Origin of the sequence: Selenomonas sp. FC4001, from assembly GCF_000701565.1 — a bacterium.
Lineage (GTDB): Bacteria > Bacillota > Negativicutes > Selenomonadales > Selenomonadaceae > Selenomonas_A > Selenomonas_A ruminantium_B.
On record NZ_JNJF01000005.1, the window covers coordinates 162,072 to 183,613 of the forward strand.

The window sequence follows — 21,542 nt, forward strand, 5'->3', positions numbered from 1 at the left end:
GTACTTACTTTTTGAGGCGGTCAGCACAACGCTGAGCCTCGTAACAAATCCGCTCTTCGTCGAGGGTTTTGAGTTCATTTTTCTCCATAATCACCTGACCGCCGCAGATAACCGTATCCACGGAACCGGCATTAGCTGCATAAACGAGCAGGGAAACGAGATTGTTACGCGGGAACCAGACCGCGCTGTTCATATTCCAAAGCGTAATATCGGCCTTATAGCCAGCCTCCAGACGGCCCAGACCTTCAATATTCACAGCCTGCGCACCGTATTCCGTGCCCATCTTCAGCGCTTCAAAAGCAGGAACAGCCAGCGGGTCATACTCGTTGACCTTATGCAGCATAGCGGCGAGATTCACTTCTTCGAGCATATCCAGATTGTTGTTGGAAGAAGCACCGTCCGTGCCCAGAGCCGTCACAACACCTTCTTTGAGCAGGCGGGGTACCGGTGCAAAACCGCTGGCCAGCTTCATATTGCTGCCGGGGTTATGAGCTACGGCAATCTTGTGCTTCTTGATGATTTCAATATCATTGTCGTCGAGATGCACGCAGTGAGCAGCCAGTACATGGTCATTGTCAAAGATGCCCGTTTCTTCTACCCAGGCGAAAGGACGCTTGCCATACTGCTTAAGGGAATCTTCCACTTCTGTCTTCGTCTCATGCATGTGGATATGGATACCGGCGCCCAAATCCTGCGCAGCCTTGGCTACCTTCTTGAGGAATTCCGGTGGGCAAGTATAGGGAGCATGCGGGCCAAACATTACCGTAATCTTGCCGTTATTGGCACCATGGTAATCCTTATAGAGCTCCACATTTTCCTGCAGTTTCTGCTCCCCATCCGGAGCCACGCCGATAATGCCGCGGCAGAGCACACCACGAATGCCTGCATCCATAGCCGCCTCAGCCACACGGTTCATATAGGGGCCGTACATATCCGCAAAGGTCGTGGTGCCGCTGCGCACCATTTCCAGCATGGCCAGCATGGCGCCCCAGTAGATATCGTCCTCATTCATTTTGGCTTCAATCGGCCAAATCATATTGTTGAGCCAATCCATCAGCGCCATATCGTCTGCATAGCTGCGCAAAAGTGTCATGGAGGCATGGGTATGGGCATTGACAAAGCCTGGCGTAGCCAGATGATTCTTGCCATCAATCACCTTGCCCGGACGGAAATCCTCCGGCACATCGCCGATAGCGGCAATCTTATCCCCATCCAACATGATATTCGTAAGTGGCGTCGTGCCGTCCGGCTTAACCACATATACATCTTTAATTAACGTTTTCAAAATTACTTCCTCCTGTTACTCCATATTGAGATATGCCCGCTGTTCCGGCGTCAGCGTGTCAATCGCCATCCCCAAGGACTTTAACTTAAGCTCTGCCAGCTTCACATTGACTTCATTGGGCATCAGATGAACTTCCTTCTTAAGTTCCTTGCCATGCTCCAAGAGGTGCATCATCGAGAAGAACTGTACGCCAAAGGACAGGTCCATAATTTCTGCCGGGTGACCGTCACCAGCGGCCAGATTTACGAGGCGGCCTTCGGCCAGCAGGTAAATCTTGCGGCCATCTTTCTGCAGGAATTCTTCGATATTATTGCGCACCTTGCGGCGGGACTTAGACAGGCTCTCGAGTTCCGGAATGTTGATTTCGCAGTCAAAATGACCGGAGTTCGCGAGCATGGCGCCATCCTTCATGGATTCAAAATGACGCTTCACGATAACATCCTTATCGCCCGTAAGCGTCAGGAAGATATCGCCAATCTTGGCCGCTTCATCCATGGGCATTACGCGGAAACCGTCAAAGACCGCTTCGATGGCCTTAATCGGGTCAACTTCCGTAATCACGACATTTGCACCGAGACCGCGCGCCCGCATAGCGCCGCCCTTGCCGCACCAGCCGTAACCAGCAATGACCACAGTCTTGCCCGCAATCACGAGATTCGTCGTGCGCATGATGCCGTCCCAGGTGGACTGGCCCGTACCATAACGGTTGTCAAACAGGAACTTCATATAGGCATCATTGGCCGCAATCATCGGGAATTCCAGCTTGCCGTCCTGCGCCAGACCACGCAGACGGTGTACGCCCGTAGTCGTTTCCTCAGAACCGCCAACGATTTTCGGCAACAAGTCGCGATGCGTCGTATGCAGCGCATGCACCAAATCGCCGCCATCATCAATGATGAAATCCGGCTCAATCTTCAAGGCTTCATCAATGAACTTAAAGTATTCTTCTTCCGTGCAGTCATGCCAGGCAAAGACATTGACGCCGTCTTCCACCAAAGCGGCTGCCACGTCATCCTGCGTGGACAGGGGGTTGCTGCCCGTGATGGCTACTTCTGCCCCGGCATGCATAAAGACTTCCGCCATATAGGCAGTCTTCGCTTCCAGATGCAGCGTAATCACCATCTTTTTGCCAGCAAAGGGTTTGGTCCGGGAAAATTCTTCATCTACGGCACGCATCACAGGCATAAAGTTCTTTACCCATTCGATTTTATCGTGACCGCTTGGTGCAAGTTTAATATCTCTAATCATAGATTTCATGTCAGCAACCTCCCTAAATACAGTAAAAATCTCAACCTTAATTGTAGCACGAAAGACCTCTCGCCGTCACCCTATTTTTCGAGCCGCTGGTCCAGTTCCACATAATCCGTCAAATCCGCCACAAGTGGCGTAATGGAAATATACCCCTGCTCCGTGGCATAGATATCCGTGGCATTGCCCTTATCCCGGTCATAAATCTCTCCCGCCATGGTATAAAAGACCTTGCCATCCCGCTCTTCCTTCGTAAAAGCGTTCAGATAATCCCGCTTGCCCTGACGGCCAAAGACATACTGAGGCACACCATCCTTCAGGAATAAAGGAAAATTCATATTATAAAGGAAAGTTTTGCCACTCTCCGGCATCAAGGACTGTAAATCCCGCGCAAAAATCTCCGCCGCCTCATCATAGGAAAGCTCGCTTTCCACATCCAGAGACAAGGCAAAAGAGGGAATATCATGGAAATAACCTTCCATGGCCGCTCCCACCGTGCCGGAGTAAATGATATCCGTGGCCAGATTGGCCCCATGATTGATGCCGGAAATCACGAGGTCCACAGGCTTTTCTTTCGTCATAAAGGCTTCGATATATAATTTGGCACTGTCCGCAGGCGTCCCCCCCACGACCCAGGCCTCAATACCGTACTTTTCTTCCAGCTCCGCATCACGGGCCACCTCAATCGGCTTGCCGATGGTCAGCGCGTTACTCATGCCGCTCTGCTGTTTCATCGGCGCCGAAGCAATCACCTCATGTTCTTTATGCAAGGCCCGCACCAGGGCTTCAATCCCCGGTGCCTTAATGCCGTCATCATTGGATAATAAAATTCGCAAGCAAAAACCTCCTTCACCGTTGCACCGCAACACATCATTCCTATTCTACCAATTTTCCTCTTTTCTTACAATAATATTTGCGCTCACGCCCAAAAGAGCGTATAATAGTTCTGCAACACGCAAAATTCTCAGACGAGGAGATTTAGGAAATGGCAAATAGATTTTATGAATTGACGGTGGCCGGCTGCAAACGCTCGCTGCCCATTCTGAATGTCACGGACAAATTGGCAATTGCCGGCTTCATCATGCTCGGCGACCCGGAACTGACGCTGGCCTGCGCCAAGGAACTGGCGAAAAAAATTCCGGAAGGCACGGACGTGATTCTCACCGCAGAAACCAAGGGCATTCCCCTGGCTGCAGACCTTGCCCGCGAACTGGGCATGGAACGCTACATCGTAGCCCGCAAATCCGTCAAGGCCTACATGGAAAACGCCGTATGGGTGGAAGACATCTCCATCACCACCAAAGGCGTACAGAAACTCTGCCTGGACGGCGTAGACGTTGACCGCCTCAAAGGCAAAAACGTCCTGCTGCTCGATGACGTAATCAGCACCGGCGGCTCCATGAAAGCCCTCGCCGAGCTCACCGAAGAAGCCGGCGGTAAAGTAATCGGCGAAGCCTGCGTATTAGCCGAAGGCGATGCCGCAAAGCGCACGGATATCATCTTCTTGGAAGCTCTGCCGCTGTTTGAAGCAGAGTAAAACATAAAAACGAGGCAATGACAAAATTCGCATTTGTCATTGCCTCGTTTTTATATACGATACTTAAAACCTAGCCCCATAGCTAGCCAAAACATTTTCACCGTCACTGCTGCACCAAAAGTATATTCAGTCAAACCATGCATAATTACCCCGAGCAACACTGCTAGCATCAACAAAAACACCGGTTCCCGATACGCCCACCAGCCTTTTACAGCATATGCAAGCAAGTAGCCCCATAACGCCACCAATGCACTTAATCCCAAAATGCCTGTTTCTGCCAGGTAGTGGAAAAAATTATTATGGGCATGTTCCAAATATGGTTGTTTTGCCTCTGGCAAAATATAGTGTTTTTGATAATTTGTCCTAAAATTTGCATAGCCAACACCAGTAAACGGATGATCCATAAACATATGCCAAGCACTCTGCCACAATAGCCTTCTCTCAGTATTGGAATTCTCCTGAGCATTGCAAATAGAATAAACACGCTGTTGGAAGTCAGGTACCATATAAGTTATACTACTAATAATTATTCCAGCCACCAGCATACCCGCAAAGTATTTCCGCTTATCCCTCACTTGCAAATAAGCTATAACAAGAATGGAGCATACCGCTGCTAGCCAAGCCCCCCTAGTACCATTGAAAACAAAAGCCGCCAGTCCTACTACTCCAAAGACAACACTTCCCCAGAGAACTATTGCCTTTTTAGCTGACAGAAAAACCACCATAGTTGCAGGTAGGAATACAGATAATAGTGTCCCGTGCACCATAGTATTCATAAAACCTGAATATCGCCCATTTACAAAAGGATATGCCATAATCCCTTGGCCAATAGCACATATATTATTCAAAAAAGCCGCTAAAACCATACATAGAGCAATATTAATCAATTTTCGTTTTTCATGCACACAAAACAACACTGCCAACAAAGGTATAGGACGATATATATATGCGTTGATAATATTCGTCAAGCCCTTCCCAGGCTCCAAAGCATTTAGCAATGATAATAATAATGCTATCAGTAGCAGACCAAGCAAACAAAACAAACTTTTATATTCAGCGAAAGCCTCTTTTACATCTTCATGATACCTGACCAATCGATGCAATAAAGCAGCTGTTACCAGCCCCAAAAAGATATTTGCACCAGCTACTGATATAACATTCATAAAAGCAAACGCGCACAAATATATGTATATACGTCTTTCTATAGCTTCCTTGCTAATATATTTTTTCATGATTATATTCATCCCCCAATATTTAAGAAAACCTACTTTTGCTATTTTTTTAATCACCTGACAAAAATGACAGAGCAGCCTTCATGCCATCCACGGCGGCACTCATAATACCACCGGCGTAGCCTGCCCCCTCTCCCATAGGATAGAGGCCGTTTACACCTTCGGCCAACATGGTTTCGCGGCTGCGGCAGATGCGGCAGGGGGCGGATGAGCGAGCCTCTACACCGGTCATCACCGCGCCTTTATCGGCAAAGCCTTTGATTTTGCAGTCAAAGTGCGGCAGTGCGCCTTCGAGTGTCTGCGTCAGGAAGTTTGGCAGGCAGTTATGCAAATCCACGGCTTTTACACCTGGCTGATAGGTAGGTTTGGTCAGGAACTGGGTGGAACCGGATGTGCCGCCCAGAAAATCTCCAACCGTCTGCACTGGGGCGTAGTAGTTGCTGCCACCGAGCTCAAAGGCCAGTTTTTCGAGCCTATCTTGCAAATTCATACCTGCGAGCACTTCCTGGCCGAAGTCATCAGGGCCCACCTGTACCAATAGGGCACTATTGGCAATGCCGGAATCGCGCTTGTAATTGCTCATACCGTTGGTGCAGACCTGACCTTTAAGAGATGTTGCCGCAACGACCTGACCGCCGGGACACATGCAGAAAGAGTATGCCCCCCGCCCAGTCTTAGGGTCTTTATAGGTCAGCGCATAGTCGGCCACCGGAAGTCGGGGATGTCCTACATCCTCACCATACTGTGCCCTGTCGATAAATTCCTGCGGATGCTCAATACGCACGCCAATAGCAAAGGGTTTTGCTTCCATCTTAAGGCCCTTGCCCAGCAGCATGCGATACGTGTCACGCGCAGAATGGCCAATACCCAGGAAAACATCATGACAGGCGATACGTTCCTCACCATTGACGATTACCGCCTGCACCTGGCCATTTTCGATTTCCATATCCGTCACCTGTGCCTCAAAGCGCACTTCGCCGCCCAAGCGGATAATTTCCTGACGGATGTTTTTCACCACGCCCTGCAGCAAATCCGTGCCAATATGCGGCTTATGCAAGTAGCGGATTTCCTCGGGCGCTCCGGCCGCAATAAAAGCCGCCAGCACATCCTGTATATGGCTGTCACTGATGCGGGTGGTGAGTTTGCCGTCAGAGAAGGTACCTGCGCCGCCCTCGCCGAATTGCACGTTGGAACGCTCGTTTAATATGCCTGTCTGCCAGAAACGCTCGATAGCCGCCTTGCGGCTGTCCACATCACCGCCACGCTCCAGTACCAAAGGATTCCATCCAGCCTTGGCTAAGGTCAGGGCCGCAAACATACCCGCGGGGCCAAAGCCCACCACGACAGGGCGCAATTCACCCTCCTTGCGGGAACGGAAGTTCGCGTTAACCGGCTTAGTCCCCGCCACCAGCTCCACGTTTTTATCCTTACGCAGTTTTTTGAGGATGTTTTTCTCCGGCATATTCACCGTCACATCCAGCATGTAAACAAACTGCACAGGTGCCCCATGGTAACGGCGGGCATCTACAGCCTTACGCACAATTACCACCTCAGTAACGGCCTGAGGTGGTAATTGCAAGCGTTTGGCTGCAAGTGTTGTCAGAGGGCGCTCATCATCAAAGGCCACCTGCAAATTTTTTATGCGAATCACTTGTAGCTTCACTCCATACTTTTTCCTGTTTTCTTATCCTTGACCACGATATGCACCAGCACATCATGGTTCGTCACCGTAACCCCCGGCGGCAGGGCCAGTTTTACGGTCTTGTCGGTGTTCTGCAAAACATCCGCCAACGTAATCTTTTCCGTGTTTACCGCCGTAAGACCGGAAATAATGTTTTCTGCACCGGCCACTTCAATCTGCAGCGGATTCGGCTTGATGGACACCAGTTCCAAATAAGCAGGCAAATCCGCCTCGCTCACGGGATGAATGGTAACAATTTTCTTGGTAAGCCCCCGGGCCATCTGCACCGTCACATACATGGTAGCTGGCTGGATGGTTACGCCGGAAACCTCCTTGCCATCGGCATTGATGGCAGTCAAGGGCACCTGCAAAGCAAAGTCTGCATCATTCTTGCTGGTCAGTCCCACATAGCCGATAAGGCGTTCCACCTCTTTCACGGCCGTGGACGGGCCTTCCACCATGACTTCAGAGCTGGCCTGAGTTACTTTGGCCACGGTCACGCCACTGGCGGGAGAACCATTGACGTTGATATCCGCCCGCACCTTGCGGCGCACAATGGGGTCAAGGGTGACTTCCACCGTGCCGGGCTGCACATCCACAAGTTCAAAGCCTTGGGGCATCTTGACGCGAACCTTATATTCGCCCTTGCCGGACTTTGCCTCCCGCAAGTCCACGCTGGCTTCAAAATTGACATCGCTGTTGCTGACAAAGAGGGAGCGTGCCCCGCGCACGGTAATCTTGACTTTATCAGTCCCCTGGGTAACCTTGTACCCCTCCGGCACATTGACGAGCTGCACCTGCGCCGTGAAGCTGCCCTCGGTGGACGGGTTCTGCTCATTCATCACATAGCCCCAGAGAATCACGGCCACCAGAATAGCTACTATCTTTGCTGCGATATTTCGTTGAATCAAACTGCGAAAGCGTGAAATCATTTCTTCTTCCTCCAGTTCATCACCATATCCTTGATGCCGGTGGCTGGCACTTCAAAGGCTGGCATCAGGACTTCCTGCAGATACTCAGGACTTAAATGCCTCATGATATGGCCGTTTTCCGCCACGGAAATGGTGCCGGTTTCCTCGCTGACCACCACAATAAGGGCATCGCACTGCTCAGACAGACCAATAGCTGCCCGGTGGCGGGTGCCCAGTTCCGTAGACAAGGTGCGGTTTTCCGTCAAGGGCAGAAGGCAGCCTGCGGCAATCAGACGATTGCCGCGGATAACGGAAGCACCATCGTGAAGGGGCGTATTGACAATAAAGACATTGAGCAGGAATTCTGCCGAAATCAAGCCGTCAATCCGAATGCCTGTGGCGCTTACGTCATTAAGCCCCATATTGCGCTCAATAACCAGCAGGGCACCTGTTTTCGTGGCAGCCAGCTGCTTCACCGCCTTGGTGATTTCGCTGACAACCGACCGGGCTTCCTCATCATCCAGCAGAGCCGAACTTCCTAAGAATCTTCCCTGCCCCAGATGCTCCAATGCCCGCCTAAGTTCCGGCTGAAAGACGATAGGCAAGGCCACAAAGAGCAGTGTCACGGTTTTTTGCAGCAACCAGGAAATGACATGCAAATCGAGCCAGCTGCAGACCATGGTCACCGCCAGCAGAACCAGAATACCTTTCACCAGCGTAATGGCCCGGGTGTCCTGAAGCATTTCATATACTTTATACAGAATTGCCGCCACAATCAGGATATCCAGCACATCGAACCAGCCAATGGTGGAGAGAATTCCATGAAATTGTACAGGCAAGGATAAATCAATCGGCATAAAACAAAACTCCCTAGTGTTACACTTCCGTTATATTGCTATCTACTATTATATGAAGAATTCGTGTCCTTTGTAAAGAACTCCTTGTTGCTATTGTAAAATTTTACGCTTTTTTTCTAAAAATAATATGAAAAAAGCCATCCCCAACAGGAGACGGCTTCAAAAAACTTATTTAATTTCGCGAATCCAACCTTCCGGTGCTTCCACCGTGCCCAGCTGCACACCACGCAGAGTGTTGTAGAGTTTGGTGAGAACAGGGCCCATTTCCTGCATACCGCTGGCAAATTCGATAGTCTTGTCCTTGGAAACCACTTTGCCCACAGGGCAGATAACGGCTGCCGTACCGCAAAGACCTGCTTCGGCGAATTCCTCCAATTCGGTGAACTTAACCGGACGGTGTTCCACCTTGTAGCCCAGTTTTTCAGCCAGAGCCACCAAAGAGCGGCGGGTGATGGAGGGCAGGATAGAGTTGGACTTCGGCGTCACGATGACGTTGTCCTTGGTGACGAAGAGGAAGTTGGCGCCGCCAGTTTCCTCAACGTAGGTGCGGGTAGCCGCATCGAGATACATATTTTCATCAAAGCCGTTTTCATGGGCCAGGATGTAGGGGTGCAGGCTCATGGCGTAGTTCAGGCCAGCCTTGATATCACCAGTGCCATGAGGTGCCGCACGGTCGAAGTCACTGACACAGATGGTGATGGGCTTAATGCCATTCTTGAAGTAAGAACCTACCGGCGTACCAAAGAGACGGAACTGATATTCATCCGACGGCTTAACACCGATAACCGGGCCCGTAGCAAAGAGATACGGACGCAGGTACAGAGCACCGCAGGACTCGTAAGGCGGAATCCAGTCCTTATTGGCCGATACCACCTGGTCTACGGCCTCCATGAACATTTCCTCCGGCACAGGCGGCATAACCAGGCGCTTAGCCGAATCCATCATGCGCTTGGCATTCAGGTCAGGACGGAAGGTTACGATACGGCCATCCTTCGTGCGATAAGCCTTCAAGCCTTCAAATACCTCCTGGCAATACTGTAAAATACCGGCACACTCATTGAGTACGATTGTGGCATCTTCTGTCAAACCGCCCTTTTCCCAATGACCATCCTTATAGTTCGCCACATAACGCTTGGTAATCGGCTGATAGTTAAAGCCGAGATTTGACCAGTCAATGTTTACATTTGCCATGCTAAAACCCCTTTTCTTTTCCTCAAAGTAACTACATTCTATTCCTGTAATACACAAATGTCAAGGATTTGCTGGCATTTTTACAAAAAAGATACCTATTTTACAAATCTGTTCCTGTTAACAGGACATCTGTTTAGCGGCTTGCCATCTGCTTCTGACGTAATTCCTTTAGGGCCTGTGCCAGATTTTCCCGAATATCGCTGGCCAGCAACGCTTCTCCTTTTTCGCCATAGGCAATGTCACCGGCCCGGCCATGGAGGTACACTCCTGCCAAAGGCGCCAGACCACTTTCCGTCTGTTTCATGAGTCCGGCAATGGTACCTGCCAGCACATCCCCGCTGCCTGCGGTTGCCATGCCCGGGTTGCCCACCGAGGTGAAGAAGGCCATGCCATCGGGATAGGCCACCAAGGTACACTCGCTCTTCACCACTAAGATGCACTGATACTCATTCGCCGCTTCCCGCACGATGGGCAGCAGGGATTCGCGAAGTTCCGGCACGGAAACGCCCAGCAGCCCCGCCATTTCCCCTAAGTGCGGGGTCAGCACCGGCACCTGAGGCAGCTTGCTCAAATCGTCCGGTGTGCTGTTAAAGGCAAAAATTGCATCCGCATCCATAATCAAGGGCTTGTTGACTCTGGCGGTAAACATGCGGATAAGTTCCTGCGTCTCCATGGCGCGCCCCATGCCCGGGCCAATCAATACCACATCATGGCTCTGCGCAAGTTCCAGCAGGCGGTTTAAGGCAACTTCACCGCTGAACATGCCCGGCGTACTCTCCTCCACCGGCTGAACCATGACCTCCAGTAACTGTCCGGCTAAGATGGGCTGAACGGAAGCAGGTACGGCAAGGGTCACAAGACCTGCCCCCGCCCGCAGGGCAGAGGTCGCCGCAAGGGCTGCCGCCCCAGTCATGCCAAGAGAACCAGCCACCACCAGAATTCTGCCGCAATCGCCTTTATGAACCGCTTTCCCGCGCAAGGGCAAGAGAGTCTGCGCCAATTTTTCATCCAGCAGGGACTGCTGAATTTTTTCACTCTGCAACAGATTTTTTGGAATCCCGATATCATCCACAATCAGCTGACCGGTCATCTCGGCGCCGGGACTTAAAAGATGCCCCACCTTGGGCAGTCCTAGTGTCAGCGTCATATCAGCCATGACGGCTACTGTAGAAACCTTGCCGGAATCGGCTTCCACACCGCTCGGAATGTCAATGGAAAGCACTTTCGCCCCTGCTTCATTGACTTCTTCAATAAGGCGCAGGACTTTCTTCTTGAGTTCCCCATTAAAGCCCGTCCCCAGAATACCGTCCAAGATGCCATCAGCAAATTTCAAGGCCAGATGGAGGCGATTCCAGTCCCTGTCCTCTTCGAGGCCGTGAACTTCCAGCCCCATCTTGTCACTGGCTTTCTTCATGCGTGAGGAGGCCGTCTTCAAGTGAGCAGGCTCGCAGGTCAGGAAAATCTTGATTTTCGCTCCCATATTGCTGAGATACCGCGCAGCAGCAAAGGCATCCCCGCCGTTGTTGCCGCTGCCAGCCAATACACAGATGGTCTTGCCGCTAACGCTGCCCAGCAGATGTTCCATAGCCTGGGCTACTCTGTGCCCCGCACTTTCCATCAGCAAAAGTTCCGGCAGGCCATATTCCTCTGCCGCCAATCGGTCAATCTGCCGCATGTCCTCACTTACTGCTATCTTCATCCTTATGCCTCCATTACACATTGCGCCGCCCCATATTCCTGCGTATGGGTCAGGGACAGCCAAATATTTTTCACGCCCTTAGTGCGGGCAAAATCTGCAAAATAACCACTTAAATGTACCTGCGGTGCACCCAAATCATCCGGCAAGACCTCAATATCCGTCAGATTGCCGCCCCTAAGCCCTGTGCCAAAAGCCTTTAAGACCGCTTCCTTGGCCGCAAAGCGGGCCGCAAAACTCTGCCCCGCCTGCTTGCCCCTGCTCCGGCAGTACTCAATCTCGGCTGCGGTAAAGACCCGCTCCACAAAATGCTGCCGGGCAATGGCCTTTTCCACCCGGGGTACCTCCACGATATCCATACCAATTCCCGTTATCAAAATAACCCCCTGTAACACACAGGCAAAGAATAAGCCGGCTTTCCAGCCGGCTAAATCCTGCCTTAATTAAAACGATGTAGTTGCCATATTGCTGCCTGCTGCTCCATTTGTAGAAGGTGTTGCAGGCGCAGCACTGTTTCCTTGCGTCGGCATGCCATCCGCACCAGTATCGGGCTGGGTAACCTTCTTGCCAGCCACAGGCTCATCCGGATTGAAGCGGTAGTTGCGGGCAATGAATATCTCTACGCGGCGGTTCTGCTGTTTGCCGGCGTCGGTTTTATTATCCGCAATGGGCCGGTATTCGCTGTAGCCAATGGCGCTGAACCTTGCAGGATTCAGCGATTTGTCCGCAGCCAGAATCGCCTTCATGAGATTCATGGCACGAGAAGCACTCAGCTCCCAGTTAGAAGGATACTGCGCCGTATTGATGGGCACATTATCCGTATGACCGGAGATGACCACGCGCTCCGGCAGGGAAGCCAGCATACCGGCAACCACCGGCACAATGGACTGGGCCTGCCCCACCAGCTGTGCTGATCCGGAAGGGAACAATGCCCGCTCCTTGATGCGAATCATCAAACCTTCCTCTGCCAGCTGCGTGCTGAGCTGTTCATCCAAATTATTTTCTTCAATATAAGACTGCAGTTTCTTCTGCAACTCTTCGAGCTGCATATTCTCTGCAAAATATGCCGAATTACCCAAGTCCTCATTGGAAGGCATCTCTGCCCGGCGGCCTACATTGGGGCCAGCCTTATCGAAGAACGAGGGGCCGCCCATGTTGAAGGCTGCCGTAAAGGCCTGCGCCAAATCTGCCATCTTCTTCTGGTCTGTCTGGGAAATAGCAAATAGTGCAATGAACAGTGCCAGAAGCAATGTCATAAGGTCAGAATACGGCAGGAGCCAAGGCTCACCTTCGTGCTCTTCATGAGGCGGATGATGTTTTTTTCTAGCCATCAAATCACTCCTTCTTCAACCCTTCACGTTCGGACTGAGGAATGAATACCATCAGTTTTGCTTCAATGGCCGTCGGAGAATCACCGGCCTGCAGGGAAAGAATCCCTTCAATAATCATACGCTTTTCACTTACTTCTGCCTTGGACAAGAGCTTCAACTTGTTGGCCATCGGCAGGTAAACAACGTATGCCGTGAAGATACCAAGAATCGTAGCAACGAATGCTGCGGCGATAGCATGACCTAACTTATTAACGTCGTTCAAGTTACCCAAAGCTGCGATAAGGCCGATAACGGCGCCGAGCACACCAAGGGTAGGAGCGTACAGACCAGCCTGCTCAAGCATGGCACGGCCTTCGGCGTGACGTTCCTGCATAACCGCCAGTTCTGCATCCAATACATCCCCGACGAACTCCGGGTCCATACCATCAATGACCATGCCCAGACCGGTACGGAAGAAGGGGTCCTCAATTTCCTGAACCTTGCCTTCCAACGCCAGAATACCTTCACGACGGGCAATCTGGGAAAGCTCAATAAAGAGATTCAATAACTCCGACTTTTCATGGAGGGACGGTTTGAAGAAAACCATCTTAATCAGCTTGGGCAGGTTTTTCAGCTGATTCATATTGAATGCCGTGAACAAGCAGGAGAAGGTACCGCAGATAATAATCAGGAATGCTGCCGGGTTATTCAGCGAGCTGATAGGCGCGCCCTTGATGATCATACCTACGAATACGGAGATAAGACCGCCTACCGCGCCAATGACAGTTGAAATTTCCAAGATAAAAGCCCCCCTAACCTTCCTTTGCTATTGAAGGATCATCATCTATTTTCGCACATACACTTGTACCTATTTTGTATAATTCCATATAAAGTGACAAAATCCTACTATAGCGTCAGAAAAATTTTTCTCTTTTTTATAATAAATTTTTGTTATTATATCATACATTCATCAAAAATATGGTATAATATATGAGAATAAAACTAGTTTATAGAGAAAGAAGCGATACGATGGAACTTAGACAACTTGAATATTTCCAGATGGCCAGCCGTCTGCGAAATATCACCAGGGCTGCCGAACGCCTCCGGGTATCCCAGCCCAACATCACCGTAGCGATTAAAAAGCTGGAGGCAGAACTGGGCATTCAGCTCTTTGACCGCAGCCAGAAGCAGCTTTCCCTGACGCCGGAGGGGGCTGTCTTTCTCAACCGCGTGGAACTGGCTCTGCGCAATATTCAGGATGCTGTGCTGGAAGTCAACGACTACAAGCAGCTCCAAAAAGGCACCATCAAAATCGGCATTCCGCCCATGATGGGTGCTTACCTCTTCCCCAAAATCTTCTCCAGTTTCCAGCGCCGCTATTCCCATCTGGAAATCTTCATGCATGAAGAAGGTTCCATGTCCATCCGGGAACAGCTGGAACGGGATGAGCTGGACTTCGGTATCATCATCATTTCCGGTGCCAGCAGCCACCTGCAGCTCCTGCCCATGACCAAGGACCAGATTGTCTGCTGCGTTCCCGAAGACAGTCCGCTGGCCCAGAAAAAGAGCATTTCCTTCAATGATATTGCTGAGGAAAACATCATCATGCTGAAAGAAGGCTCCTTCCTGCGGCAGACCATCCTCGGCAAGATGAAGGAAGAAAATGTAACGCCCAACATCGTGCTGGAATCCAATCAGGTGGTTACCCTGAAAGGACTCGTTGCCAGCGGCGTAGGCATCGCCTTCCTGCTTAACATGGTAGTAGAAGATACGCCCGGTGTCAAGGCTATTCCTCTGGCTGACCCCATTTCGGTTGATGTCGGCCTGGCCTGGAAAAAGGACCGCTACATCTCCAAGGCTGCCCAGTCCTTTATCGATTTCTGCAAAGACCTGCTCAAAGAGCGCAAGGCCAACAGCGAAAAATAAGTACAAAAAATCGACGGTTCAATGCGAACCGCCGATTTTTTTATGAACCAGCTTATGTTACATAACGATATGTGCCATAACAAAGCCCATGCAGCAACCAGTTGCTACACCGATAAGACCCGGAATCATAAAGCTGTGATTCAGGATGTACTTGCCGATGCGGGTGGTACCGGAACGGTCGAACCCGATGCAGGCCAGGTCGGAGGGATAAGTCGGCAGGAAGAAGTAACCATAGCAAGCGGAGATAAAGGACATGATCATCACCGGATCCATGCCTACAGACAGAGCCAGCGGCACAACGATGGCGATAGCTGCTGCCTGAGAGTTAACCAGCTTGGAAGTCAGGAAGGCGATGATGGCATAAGCCCAGGGATAAGCCGTTACAGCAGCACCGAGACTCTGTTTGAGGAAAGTCATGTGTGCGCCAAAGTAAGTGCTGGCCATCCAAGCAACACCGTATACGGATACGAGTGCTACGATACCAGAACGGAATACCTGGCTGTTGCCTACGTCCTTAGCCTTGATGTTGCAAGTCAAGAGAATCATAGCTGCTACGAAGAGCATAACCATCTGAATGACAACCGTCATGGAGATAGGTTTCATAACGCCCTTGGCATTCGGGAAATGCGGCAGCAAATCGGGGAAATTACCCAGGCAGGCAATTACGATAATCCCGGCAAAGAAGATGTACATTGCACGGTAATAAGTTGCCGGCAGTTCCTTGTCCAGCAGGGATTCCGTATCACCATACACATAGTTGCGGTTTTCCGGATCCTTGATGAATTCCTGGAAGCGTTCATCATCTGCCAGTTCCTTACCACGGCGGTAAGACCAGAGCGCACCGCAGAGCACGCCAAAGCCCGTTGCCGGAATGGAAACAGCGAGAATCTGGAGCACCGTGTAGTTGAAGTTATGAGCGGCGAAGAAGCCAACGATGGACACAACAGCTACCGATACAGGGGAAGCACAGATAGCCATCTGGGAAGCCACCGAAGCCACAGCCATCGGACGCTCCGGACGAATGTTCTGCTTGATAGCGATATCATAGATAATCGGGAACATGGTGTAAACCACGTGACCAGTACCGCAGAGCACCGTCAGGAACCAAGTCGTGAGCGGAGCAAAAATTGTAACCTGTTTCGGATTGCTGCGCAGGAATTTTTCTGCGTACTTCAGCATAACCGTAAGACCGCCGGACGTCTGCAAGAACCCGGCGCAGGTTACTACTGCCAAAATGGTGAGCATTACATCAATTGGCGGAGTACCCGGTTTGTACTGGAATACAAACGTAAAAATGATGAGACCAATGCCACTGATAACTGCCAGACCGATACCGCCATGGCGGACACCGAAAATCAAGCAGGCCAGAAGCACCACGAGACCTAATAACATTTCCATAATTATTAATCTCCCTTTCCTTAAAAATCTTGTTAGCAGATATTTCCCCTTGTGGTTTCTATTCGTCAAAGCCTAAAATTCTCCTGCTATCGCCAAAAAAATTTCATAACTTTTCTAAATAGTGCCAATAAACCTCAAATCTGCTAAATCACTTGCCCATTATACTACAAAGCCTATATATTAGTAAATACTATTTATTATAAAATATTTTAATGATTATTTTTATTTATCTTAACTTAACCAGAATTAATCATAAAACGCCATAAACTTCCAGATATGCGCCAATCTTCTCCAACTTGACATTACCCAAACAAATTCGTTATAATAACTATGTTATTAAAAGCATATTTAAGGCAACGGCGCCTTTTGCGACTCACCAGTCAAAGTTCAGCAGGATAGCTGTCTCTTTTTGACAGGTCAGGAACAAAAGGCGTTTTCTGTTGCGACTACTTTATGGAAAGAAGGTTACCTATGGAATTATTAAACTCTGTTGTGGATGGCATTAATACCTTACTCTGGTCTTATGTGCTCATCATCGTCCTCGTAGGCTGCGGTATTTACTTCACCCTGTCTACGAAATTTGTCCAGCTGCGGATGCTGCCGGAAATGCTGCGCCTGCTGACGGAAGGCATCGGCGCAAAAACCGAGGGTGGCGCTATCAGCTCCTTCCAGGCATTCTGTGTCAGTACTGCGTCCCGCGTAGGTGTGGGCAATATCGCTGGCGTGGCCATTGCCATTGTCACCGGTGGCCCTGGCGCCGTGTTCTGGATGTGGGTTATCGCCTTTATCGGCAGTGCCACGGGTTTTGTGGAGAGCACCCTGGCACAGATTTACAAGATTCAGCGTCCCGATGGTTCCTTCCACGGCGGCCCGGCTTACTACATCAAAAATGCCCTGCATCAGTCCGGTGTGGCTAAGCTCTTTGCCGTACTTTTGGCGGTAACCTTCGGCCTTATCTACAACTCCGTACAGGCCAACACGATTGCCCTGTCCGCAGCTACCGCCTTCAATGTACCTCAGTACGTAACGGCGGGCGTGCTGGCCTTCTTTACCGGCCTTGTCATCTGCGGCGGCGTACAGCGCATCGCTCAGGTTACGGAATTTCTCGTGCCCATCATGGCAGGTCTTTACATTCTCGTAGCCATCATCATCACCATCATCAACATCGACAAAGTCCCGGCCATGTTCGCCCTGATTTTCCACGATGCATTCTCGCCGCAGGCTGCTGTAGGCGGCGGTCTTGGTTCTGCAATTCTCACAGGTGTGAAACGCGGCCTTTTCTCCAACGAAGCCGGTGAAGGTTCCGTGCCGAATGCTGCCGCTACGGCAGATGTCAGCCATCCGATTAAGCAGGGTCTTATTCAGGCCTTCGGCGTTTATGTAGATACGTGGCTGGTATGTTCTGCTACGGCCTTTATCGTACTGCTGACAGGCCAGTACACGATTGGCGGCGAACTGACGGGTATCGCACTGGCACAGGCATCCCTGGCCAGCATCTTCGGCGCTTCCGCTCCTGCTGCTGTTTCCTTCATGATTCTCATGTTCGCCTTCAGCTCCATCGTAGGCAACTACTACTACGGCGAAATCAACATCGCCTTCTTCGAAGCCAAAGGCAAAATGGGTCTGTTCCTCTTCCGTGCGCTGGTTATCGGTATGGTAGTCTTTGGCAGCATGGCAGAACTTTCCCTGGTCTGGAACCTGGCCGACCTCTTCATGGGTCTCCTCTGCCTCACCAACCTCTACGCCATCAGCCGCCTGTACAAATATGCCAAGGTAACCTTTAGCAGCTACCTCGAACAGAAACGTCAGGGCATTGCCGAACCGGTCTTTGACCCGGCCATTCTGCCTGACGAACACGGCATCCACGCCTGGGGCGTAGACAAAGATTAAAACTGCATCCTAAAAAAGCTGGCCAGCGGCCAGCTTTTTTCATACCTGTATTTACTTAAAGAACACGGATTTGCCAATAAATTCCCGCAGCAAAGAGTTATTGGGCACATCATCTTCAGCGGTGATGGCGTCAAAATACTGCAAGATATCCAAGAGGCGTTTGGCTTCCGCCCGCTCCGGGATATCGCGTGGTACCATCTGCAGCAGCGGTTCGGCATAGCGCTTCAAAATGCCTAGTTCGTAGATAAGCGCGGAGTTGAACATCACATCGGCTTCTTCCTGATAAGGGAAGATATTGATTTCCTCCCCTTCCCGCACAGCCGGCCATTGTTTGAGGGTCTTTAAGGCCCCAGCGCCGCGGAACTGATAATCCCGCACCAGCCGCCGCATCAAACGGGCGTCCGTCGTAGAGATGCGGTTATGGGCATCGATATTGAGCTGGGTCAGCGCGCTGATGTATATCTTGTACTTGCGGCTATGGGGCACATATTCACTGAGTTTTTCATTGAGCCCGTGAATCCCCTCGACAATGATGGGCTGCTCCCTGGTCACCGCCAGCCGTTTGCTCTCATCCCACTCCCGGCATCCGGTCAGGAAGTTATAAGTAGGCAGAACGACTTCCTCGCCCGCCAGCAAAGCCAGCATATGCTCGTTGAAAAGCTCCACGTCCAACGCTTCAATGCACTCGTAATCGTATTCCCCATTGGGCTTGCGGGGCGTATTCTCCCGATCGACAAAATAATCATCCAAAGAAATGGACACAGGCATCAGCTGAGCCGCCCGCAGCTGCACCCGCAGGCGCTGGGCAAAGGAAGTCTTGCCAGACGAAGAAGGTCCGGCAATCAAAATCAAGCGCAGGCTGCCTTTTTGCTCCGCGATATGGTCAGCAATCTGCGATATGCGCTTTTCCTGCAAGGCCTCCGATACCCGGATAAGTTCACCGATTTCGCCATGACGGTTGATGCGGTTAAGGTCCGGCACAAAGTTGCACTGCAGGGCCTGCGCCCACTGCCGGGATTCAGCGAGAATCTGGCTGAGTTTAGGCTGAGGAATGCGTTCCCGCACTGCTCCGCCGGTATCCATATCAGGAATGCGCAGCAAAATGCCCCCCGCTTCCACGTCCAAGGCAAATTTTCCCAGACTTCCCGTATGGCCCAGCATAACACCGTAAAGATAATCGTAAAACTCACCGCACTGATAGAGACTCACCTTATCCATCTTCAGCGAGGAAATCAGATTGGCCTTTTCTATCTGGCGATTGTTCTTAAAAATTTTTATAGCCTGCTCCTTGTCCATCTTCATCTTGATGATGGGCAAATCCTCTGCGATAATCTCCAGCATGCGGCTTTCGATATTGTGTACAATATCTTCATTTATCCCGATACCGAAATGACGAATCTCACAAAAAATCCCCTTATTGGCGCTGAACTGTGCCACAACCTCTGCCGACGGATACATCTCATGGACGACGGTAAAGAGCACAAACATCACCGTGCGCCGATAAATCCGCCATCCCCGGCTGCTGTTGAGTTCGATAAAGGAAACCTCACTTGACATGTCAACTTCGCTTTGCAAATCCCGGATTTCGTTGTTGACGAGGCCTGCCACAATTTCGCTGGCGTAATCCTTTTGCGCCGCCTCTGCCAGTTCTCTTAGTTCGACTGTTGCCATGTTAATCCCCCCATCCCTGTATAGAAAAAGACTTAGATATTACTACTATTGTAACACCTAAGTCCTAATTTGGCTATATAATTGTGTGAAAATTACATAAACATGCAAACAATCTTATAGAAAAGTGCTCCCATAAGTGCCGTACACGGAATGGTCAGCACCCAAGCCATAACCATCTGCTGGGCTACACCCCAACGTACCGCATTGACACGCTTAGCCGTGCCCACACCCATAATGGAGCCGGATACGACATGAGTAGTGCTGACGGGCAAATGCAGCAGAGTTGCCCCGAAGATAACCGTAGAGGAGTTCAAATCCGCAGCGAAGCCGGAAATGGGCTCCAATTTGAAAATCTTACCGCCGATGGTGCGGATAATCCGCCGTCCGCCCATGGCCGTACCGAAGGCCATAGCCGTGGCGCAGAGCACCTTGACATAAGTGGGAACCTCAAACTCGCCGATATAGCCGCCAGCCAGCAGGGCCAACGTAATGATACCCATGGATTTCTGCGCATCGTTGGAACCATGGGAGAAGGCCATCATAGCCGCCGAGAGAATCTGCATCTTCTTAAACTTGTGGTTGACTGCCGAGGGGCTGAAACCGCCGAATACCCGGAACAGTACGAGCATCACAATGCAGCCGGTGCAGATGGCAATGATCGGAGAACCAATCAGGGACAGGACAATCTTGCCAATTCCCCAGAAGTTCAAGCCCTGTTCCCCTACCGACACCAGTACAGCACCAATAATGCCGCCTACCAGTGCATGGGAGGAACTGGAGGGCACCGCAAACCACCAGGTCAGGATGTTCCAGATAATGGAACCGGCCAGCGCTGCAATCAGCACATGCTCATCTACCATCTGCGCGGAACTTACGATATCCGCACCAATGGTCTTGGCTACGCCGGTACTGTACATGGCCCCGATAAAGTTCAGTCCCGCCGCCATCATAATGGCGTAACTAGGATGAATAGCTCGGGTGGATACCGCCGTGGCAATGGCATTGGCCGTATCGTGGAAGCCGTTAATGAAGTCAAAGAGCAGCGCCAGCACTATGACTGTAAAAATTAATAGCTGTAACTCATGCATACTTCATTACCACTCCCCGAATCATATCCGACAGTTTTTCGCAATGATCCAGTGTGTCTTCCAGCTTTTCGAGTATATCTTTCCATTTGATAAGCTCAATGGGGTCTTTTTCCTTGTCAAAAAGATAGGCTACTTCATGACGGTACACCCGGTCGCCTTCACTTTCCAGCTGGGCGATTTTATGGGTGGCCTCCAGAATCTGCGCCTGATTTTTCCGAATATCCTTCAGTAAGGAGAACGCACGGATAATCTCTTCCGTAGCTTCAATCAAGAGTTTCGTCAGCGTAACCGCACCGCTCATGGCCTTACCCGTGCGGTACATCACAATGCGCTGGAGAGTGCCCTGCAGGTAATCCACGCCATCATCAAGGCCGTTAGCCAGTGCATAGATGTCTTCCCGGTCTATCGGGGTGATAAACGTCAGGTTGAGCTTGTCGATAATCGCATCATTGATTCTATCGGCTTCATGCTCCAAATCCGTAATTTCCTTAACTTTGTCCGCGGCTCTGCTGTAATCGAGCATAACCTCGTCCATCATCAACGCACCTTTATAGAAATAATTGGCGCTGTCCACGAACAAATCAAAGAACTCGCTGTCCTTCTTTTTGAATTTAAACATAT

At 50.7% G+C, this 21,542-nt stretch carries 19 protein-coding genes; 3 read left to right on the forward strand and 16 right to left on the reverse strand.

Annotated features, from left to right (window positions below; translation table 11 throughout):
- Positions 1-4: 4 nt before the first annotated feature.
- The 3 genes from T320_RS02625 to surE all read right to left on the reverse strand — a co-directional run bounded on the left by T320_RS02625 (position 5) and on the right by surE (position 3,369).
- Positions 5-1,285 (reverse strand): amidohydrolase, encoded by a 1,281-nt coding sequence (locus T320_RS02625; protein WP_037352912.1) that lies wholly within the window; start codon positions 1,283-1,285, stop codon positions 5-7.
- Between the two features lie 15 nt (positions 1,286-1,300).
- Entirely contained in the window at positions 1,301-2,542 is a 1,242-nt protein-coding gene (locus tag T320_RS02630) for an adenosylhomocysteinase (RefSeq protein WP_026760417.1), read from the reverse strand.
- 71 nt (positions 2,543-2,613) lie between these two features.
- Positions 2,614-3,369: a 5'/3'-nucleotidase SurE gene (gene surE / locus T320_RS02635; protein WP_037352913.1), complete on the reverse strand. Its 756-nt coding sequence runs from the start codon at positions 3,367-3,369 to the stop codon at positions 2,614-2,616.
- A 149-nt stretch (positions 3,370-3,518) separates the two neighbouring features.
- Between surE and T320_RS02640 the strand changes: the two genes are divergently transcribed.
- Positions 3,519-4,070, forward strand: coding sequence for a phosphoribosyltransferase family protein (locus T320_RS02640; protein ID WP_037352914.1), 552 nt, complete (start codon positions 3,519-3,521; stop codon positions 4,068-4,070).
- A gap of 50 nt (positions 4,071-4,120) precedes the next feature.
- Here the strand turns inward: T320_RS02640 and T320_RS02645 are convergent, their stop codons facing one another.
- The 9 genes from T320_RS02645 to motA form a co-directional block, all read right to left on the reverse strand.
- Positions 4,121-5,359, reverse strand: a complete 1,239-nt coding sequence (locus tag T320_RS02645; RefSeq protein WP_037352916.1) for an O-antigen ligase family protein — start codon at positions 5,357-5,359, stop codon at positions 4,121-4,123.
- Complete coding sequence (locus T320_RS02650) at positions 5,352-6,953, reverse strand: NAD(P)/FAD-dependent oxidoreductase (RefSeq protein WP_037352918.1); 1,602 nt, start codon at positions 6,951-6,953, stop codon at positions 5,352-5,354. The genes T320_RS02645 and T320_RS02650 overlap by 8 nt, the downstream gene beginning before the upstream one ends.
- An 8-nt stretch (positions 6,954-6,961) precedes the next feature.
- Positions 6,962-7,915, reverse strand: a complete 954-nt coding sequence (locus T320_RS02655; protein ID WP_037352920.1) for a CdaR family protein — start codon at positions 7,913-7,915, stop codon at positions 6,962-6,964.
- Positions 7,912-8,751, reverse strand: coding sequence for a diadenylate cyclase CdaA (gene cdaA, locus T320_RS02660; protein ID WP_026760383.1), 840 nt, complete (start codon positions 8,749-8,751; stop codon positions 7,912-7,914). Before cdaA ends, T320_RS02655 begins: the two co-directional genes overlap by 4 nt.
- A 168-nt stretch (positions 8,752-8,919) precedes the next feature.
- On the reverse strand, positions 8,920-9,984 hold the full coding sequence (locus T320_RS02665) for a branched-chain amino acid aminotransferase (RefSeq protein ID WP_255327081.1): 1,065 nt from the start codon (positions 9,982-9,984) through the stop codon (positions 8,920-8,922).
- Positions 9,985-10,075: 91 nt separating this feature from the next.
- On the reverse strand, positions 10,076-11,641 hold the full coding sequence (locus tag T320_RS02670) for a bifunctional ADP-dependent NAD(P)H-hydrate dehydratase/NAD(P)H-hydrate epimerase (protein WP_037352924.1): 1,566 nt from the start codon (positions 11,639-11,641) through the stop codon (positions 10,076-10,078).
- Between the two features lie 2 nt (positions 11,642-11,643).
- Entirely contained in the window at positions 11,644-12,015 is a 372-nt protein-coding gene (gene acpS, locus T320_RS02675; protein WP_037352926.1) for a holo-ACP synthase, read from the reverse strand.
- Between the two features lie 66 nt (positions 12,016-12,081).
- The gene (locus T320_RS02680) at positions 12,082-12,969 is read right to left on the reverse strand and encodes a flagellar motor protein MotB (protein ID WP_037352928.1); all 888 of its coding nucleotides are present in this window, start codon (positions 12,967-12,969) and stop codon (positions 12,082-12,084) included.
- A 4-nt stretch (positions 12,970-12,973) separates the two neighbouring features.
- Positions 12,974-13,747: a flagellar motor stator protein MotA gene (motA, locus tag T320_RS02685; RefSeq protein WP_026760378.1), complete on the reverse strand. Its 774-nt coding sequence runs from the start codon at positions 13,745-13,747 to the stop codon at positions 12,974-12,976.
- Between the two features lie 230 nt (positions 13,748-13,977).
- On the opposite strand from motA, the gene T320_RS02690 reads away from it, so the two are divergent.
- Complete coding sequence (locus T320_RS02690; protein WP_037352930.1) at positions 13,978-14,874, forward strand: LysR family transcriptional regulator; 897 nt, start codon at positions 13,978-13,980, stop codon at positions 14,872-14,874.
- A gap of 57 nt (positions 14,875-14,931) precedes the next feature.
- Here T320_RS02690 and T320_RS02695 read toward each other — a convergent pair whose 3' ends face one another.
- Positions 14,932-16,272, reverse strand: coding sequence for an anaerobic C4-dicarboxylate transporter (locus T320_RS02695; protein WP_037352932.1), 1,341 nt, complete (start codon positions 16,270-16,272; stop codon positions 14,932-14,934).
- A 471-nt stretch (positions 16,273-16,743) separates the two neighbouring features.
- Between T320_RS02695 and T320_RS02700 the strand changes: the two genes are divergently transcribed.
- On the forward strand, positions 16,744-18,162 hold the full coding sequence (locus tag T320_RS02700; protein WP_037352934.1) for an alanine/glycine:cation symporter family protein: 1,419 nt from the start codon (positions 16,744-16,746) through the stop codon (positions 18,160-18,162).
- Positions 18,163-18,213: 51 nt separating this feature from the next.
- Here the strand turns inward: T320_RS02700 and T320_RS02705 are convergent, their stop codons facing one another.
- From T320_RS02705 to T320_RS02715, 3 genes are all read right to left on the reverse strand, one after another.
- Positions 18,214-19,833 carry a nucleoside kinase gene (locus tag T320_RS02705; RefSeq protein ID WP_037352936.1) on the reverse strand — a complete coding sequence of 540 codons (1,620 nt, stop codon included), beginning with the start codon at positions 19,831-19,833 and terminating at the stop codon, positions 18,214-18,216.
- Between the two features lie 92 nt (positions 19,834-19,925).
- A complete protein-coding gene (locus T320_RS02710) occupies positions 19,926-20,921 on the reverse strand; it encodes an inorganic phosphate transporter (protein WP_026760373.1) in 996 nt (331 codons plus the stop codon).
- On the reverse strand, positions 20,914-21,540 hold the full coding sequence (locus T320_RS02715; protein WP_026760372.1) for a DUF47 domain-containing protein: 627 nt from the start codon (positions 21,538-21,540) through the stop codon (positions 20,914-20,916). Before T320_RS02715 ends, T320_RS02710 begins: the two co-directional genes overlap by 8 nt.
- Positions 21,541-21,542: the final 2 nt, after the last annotated feature.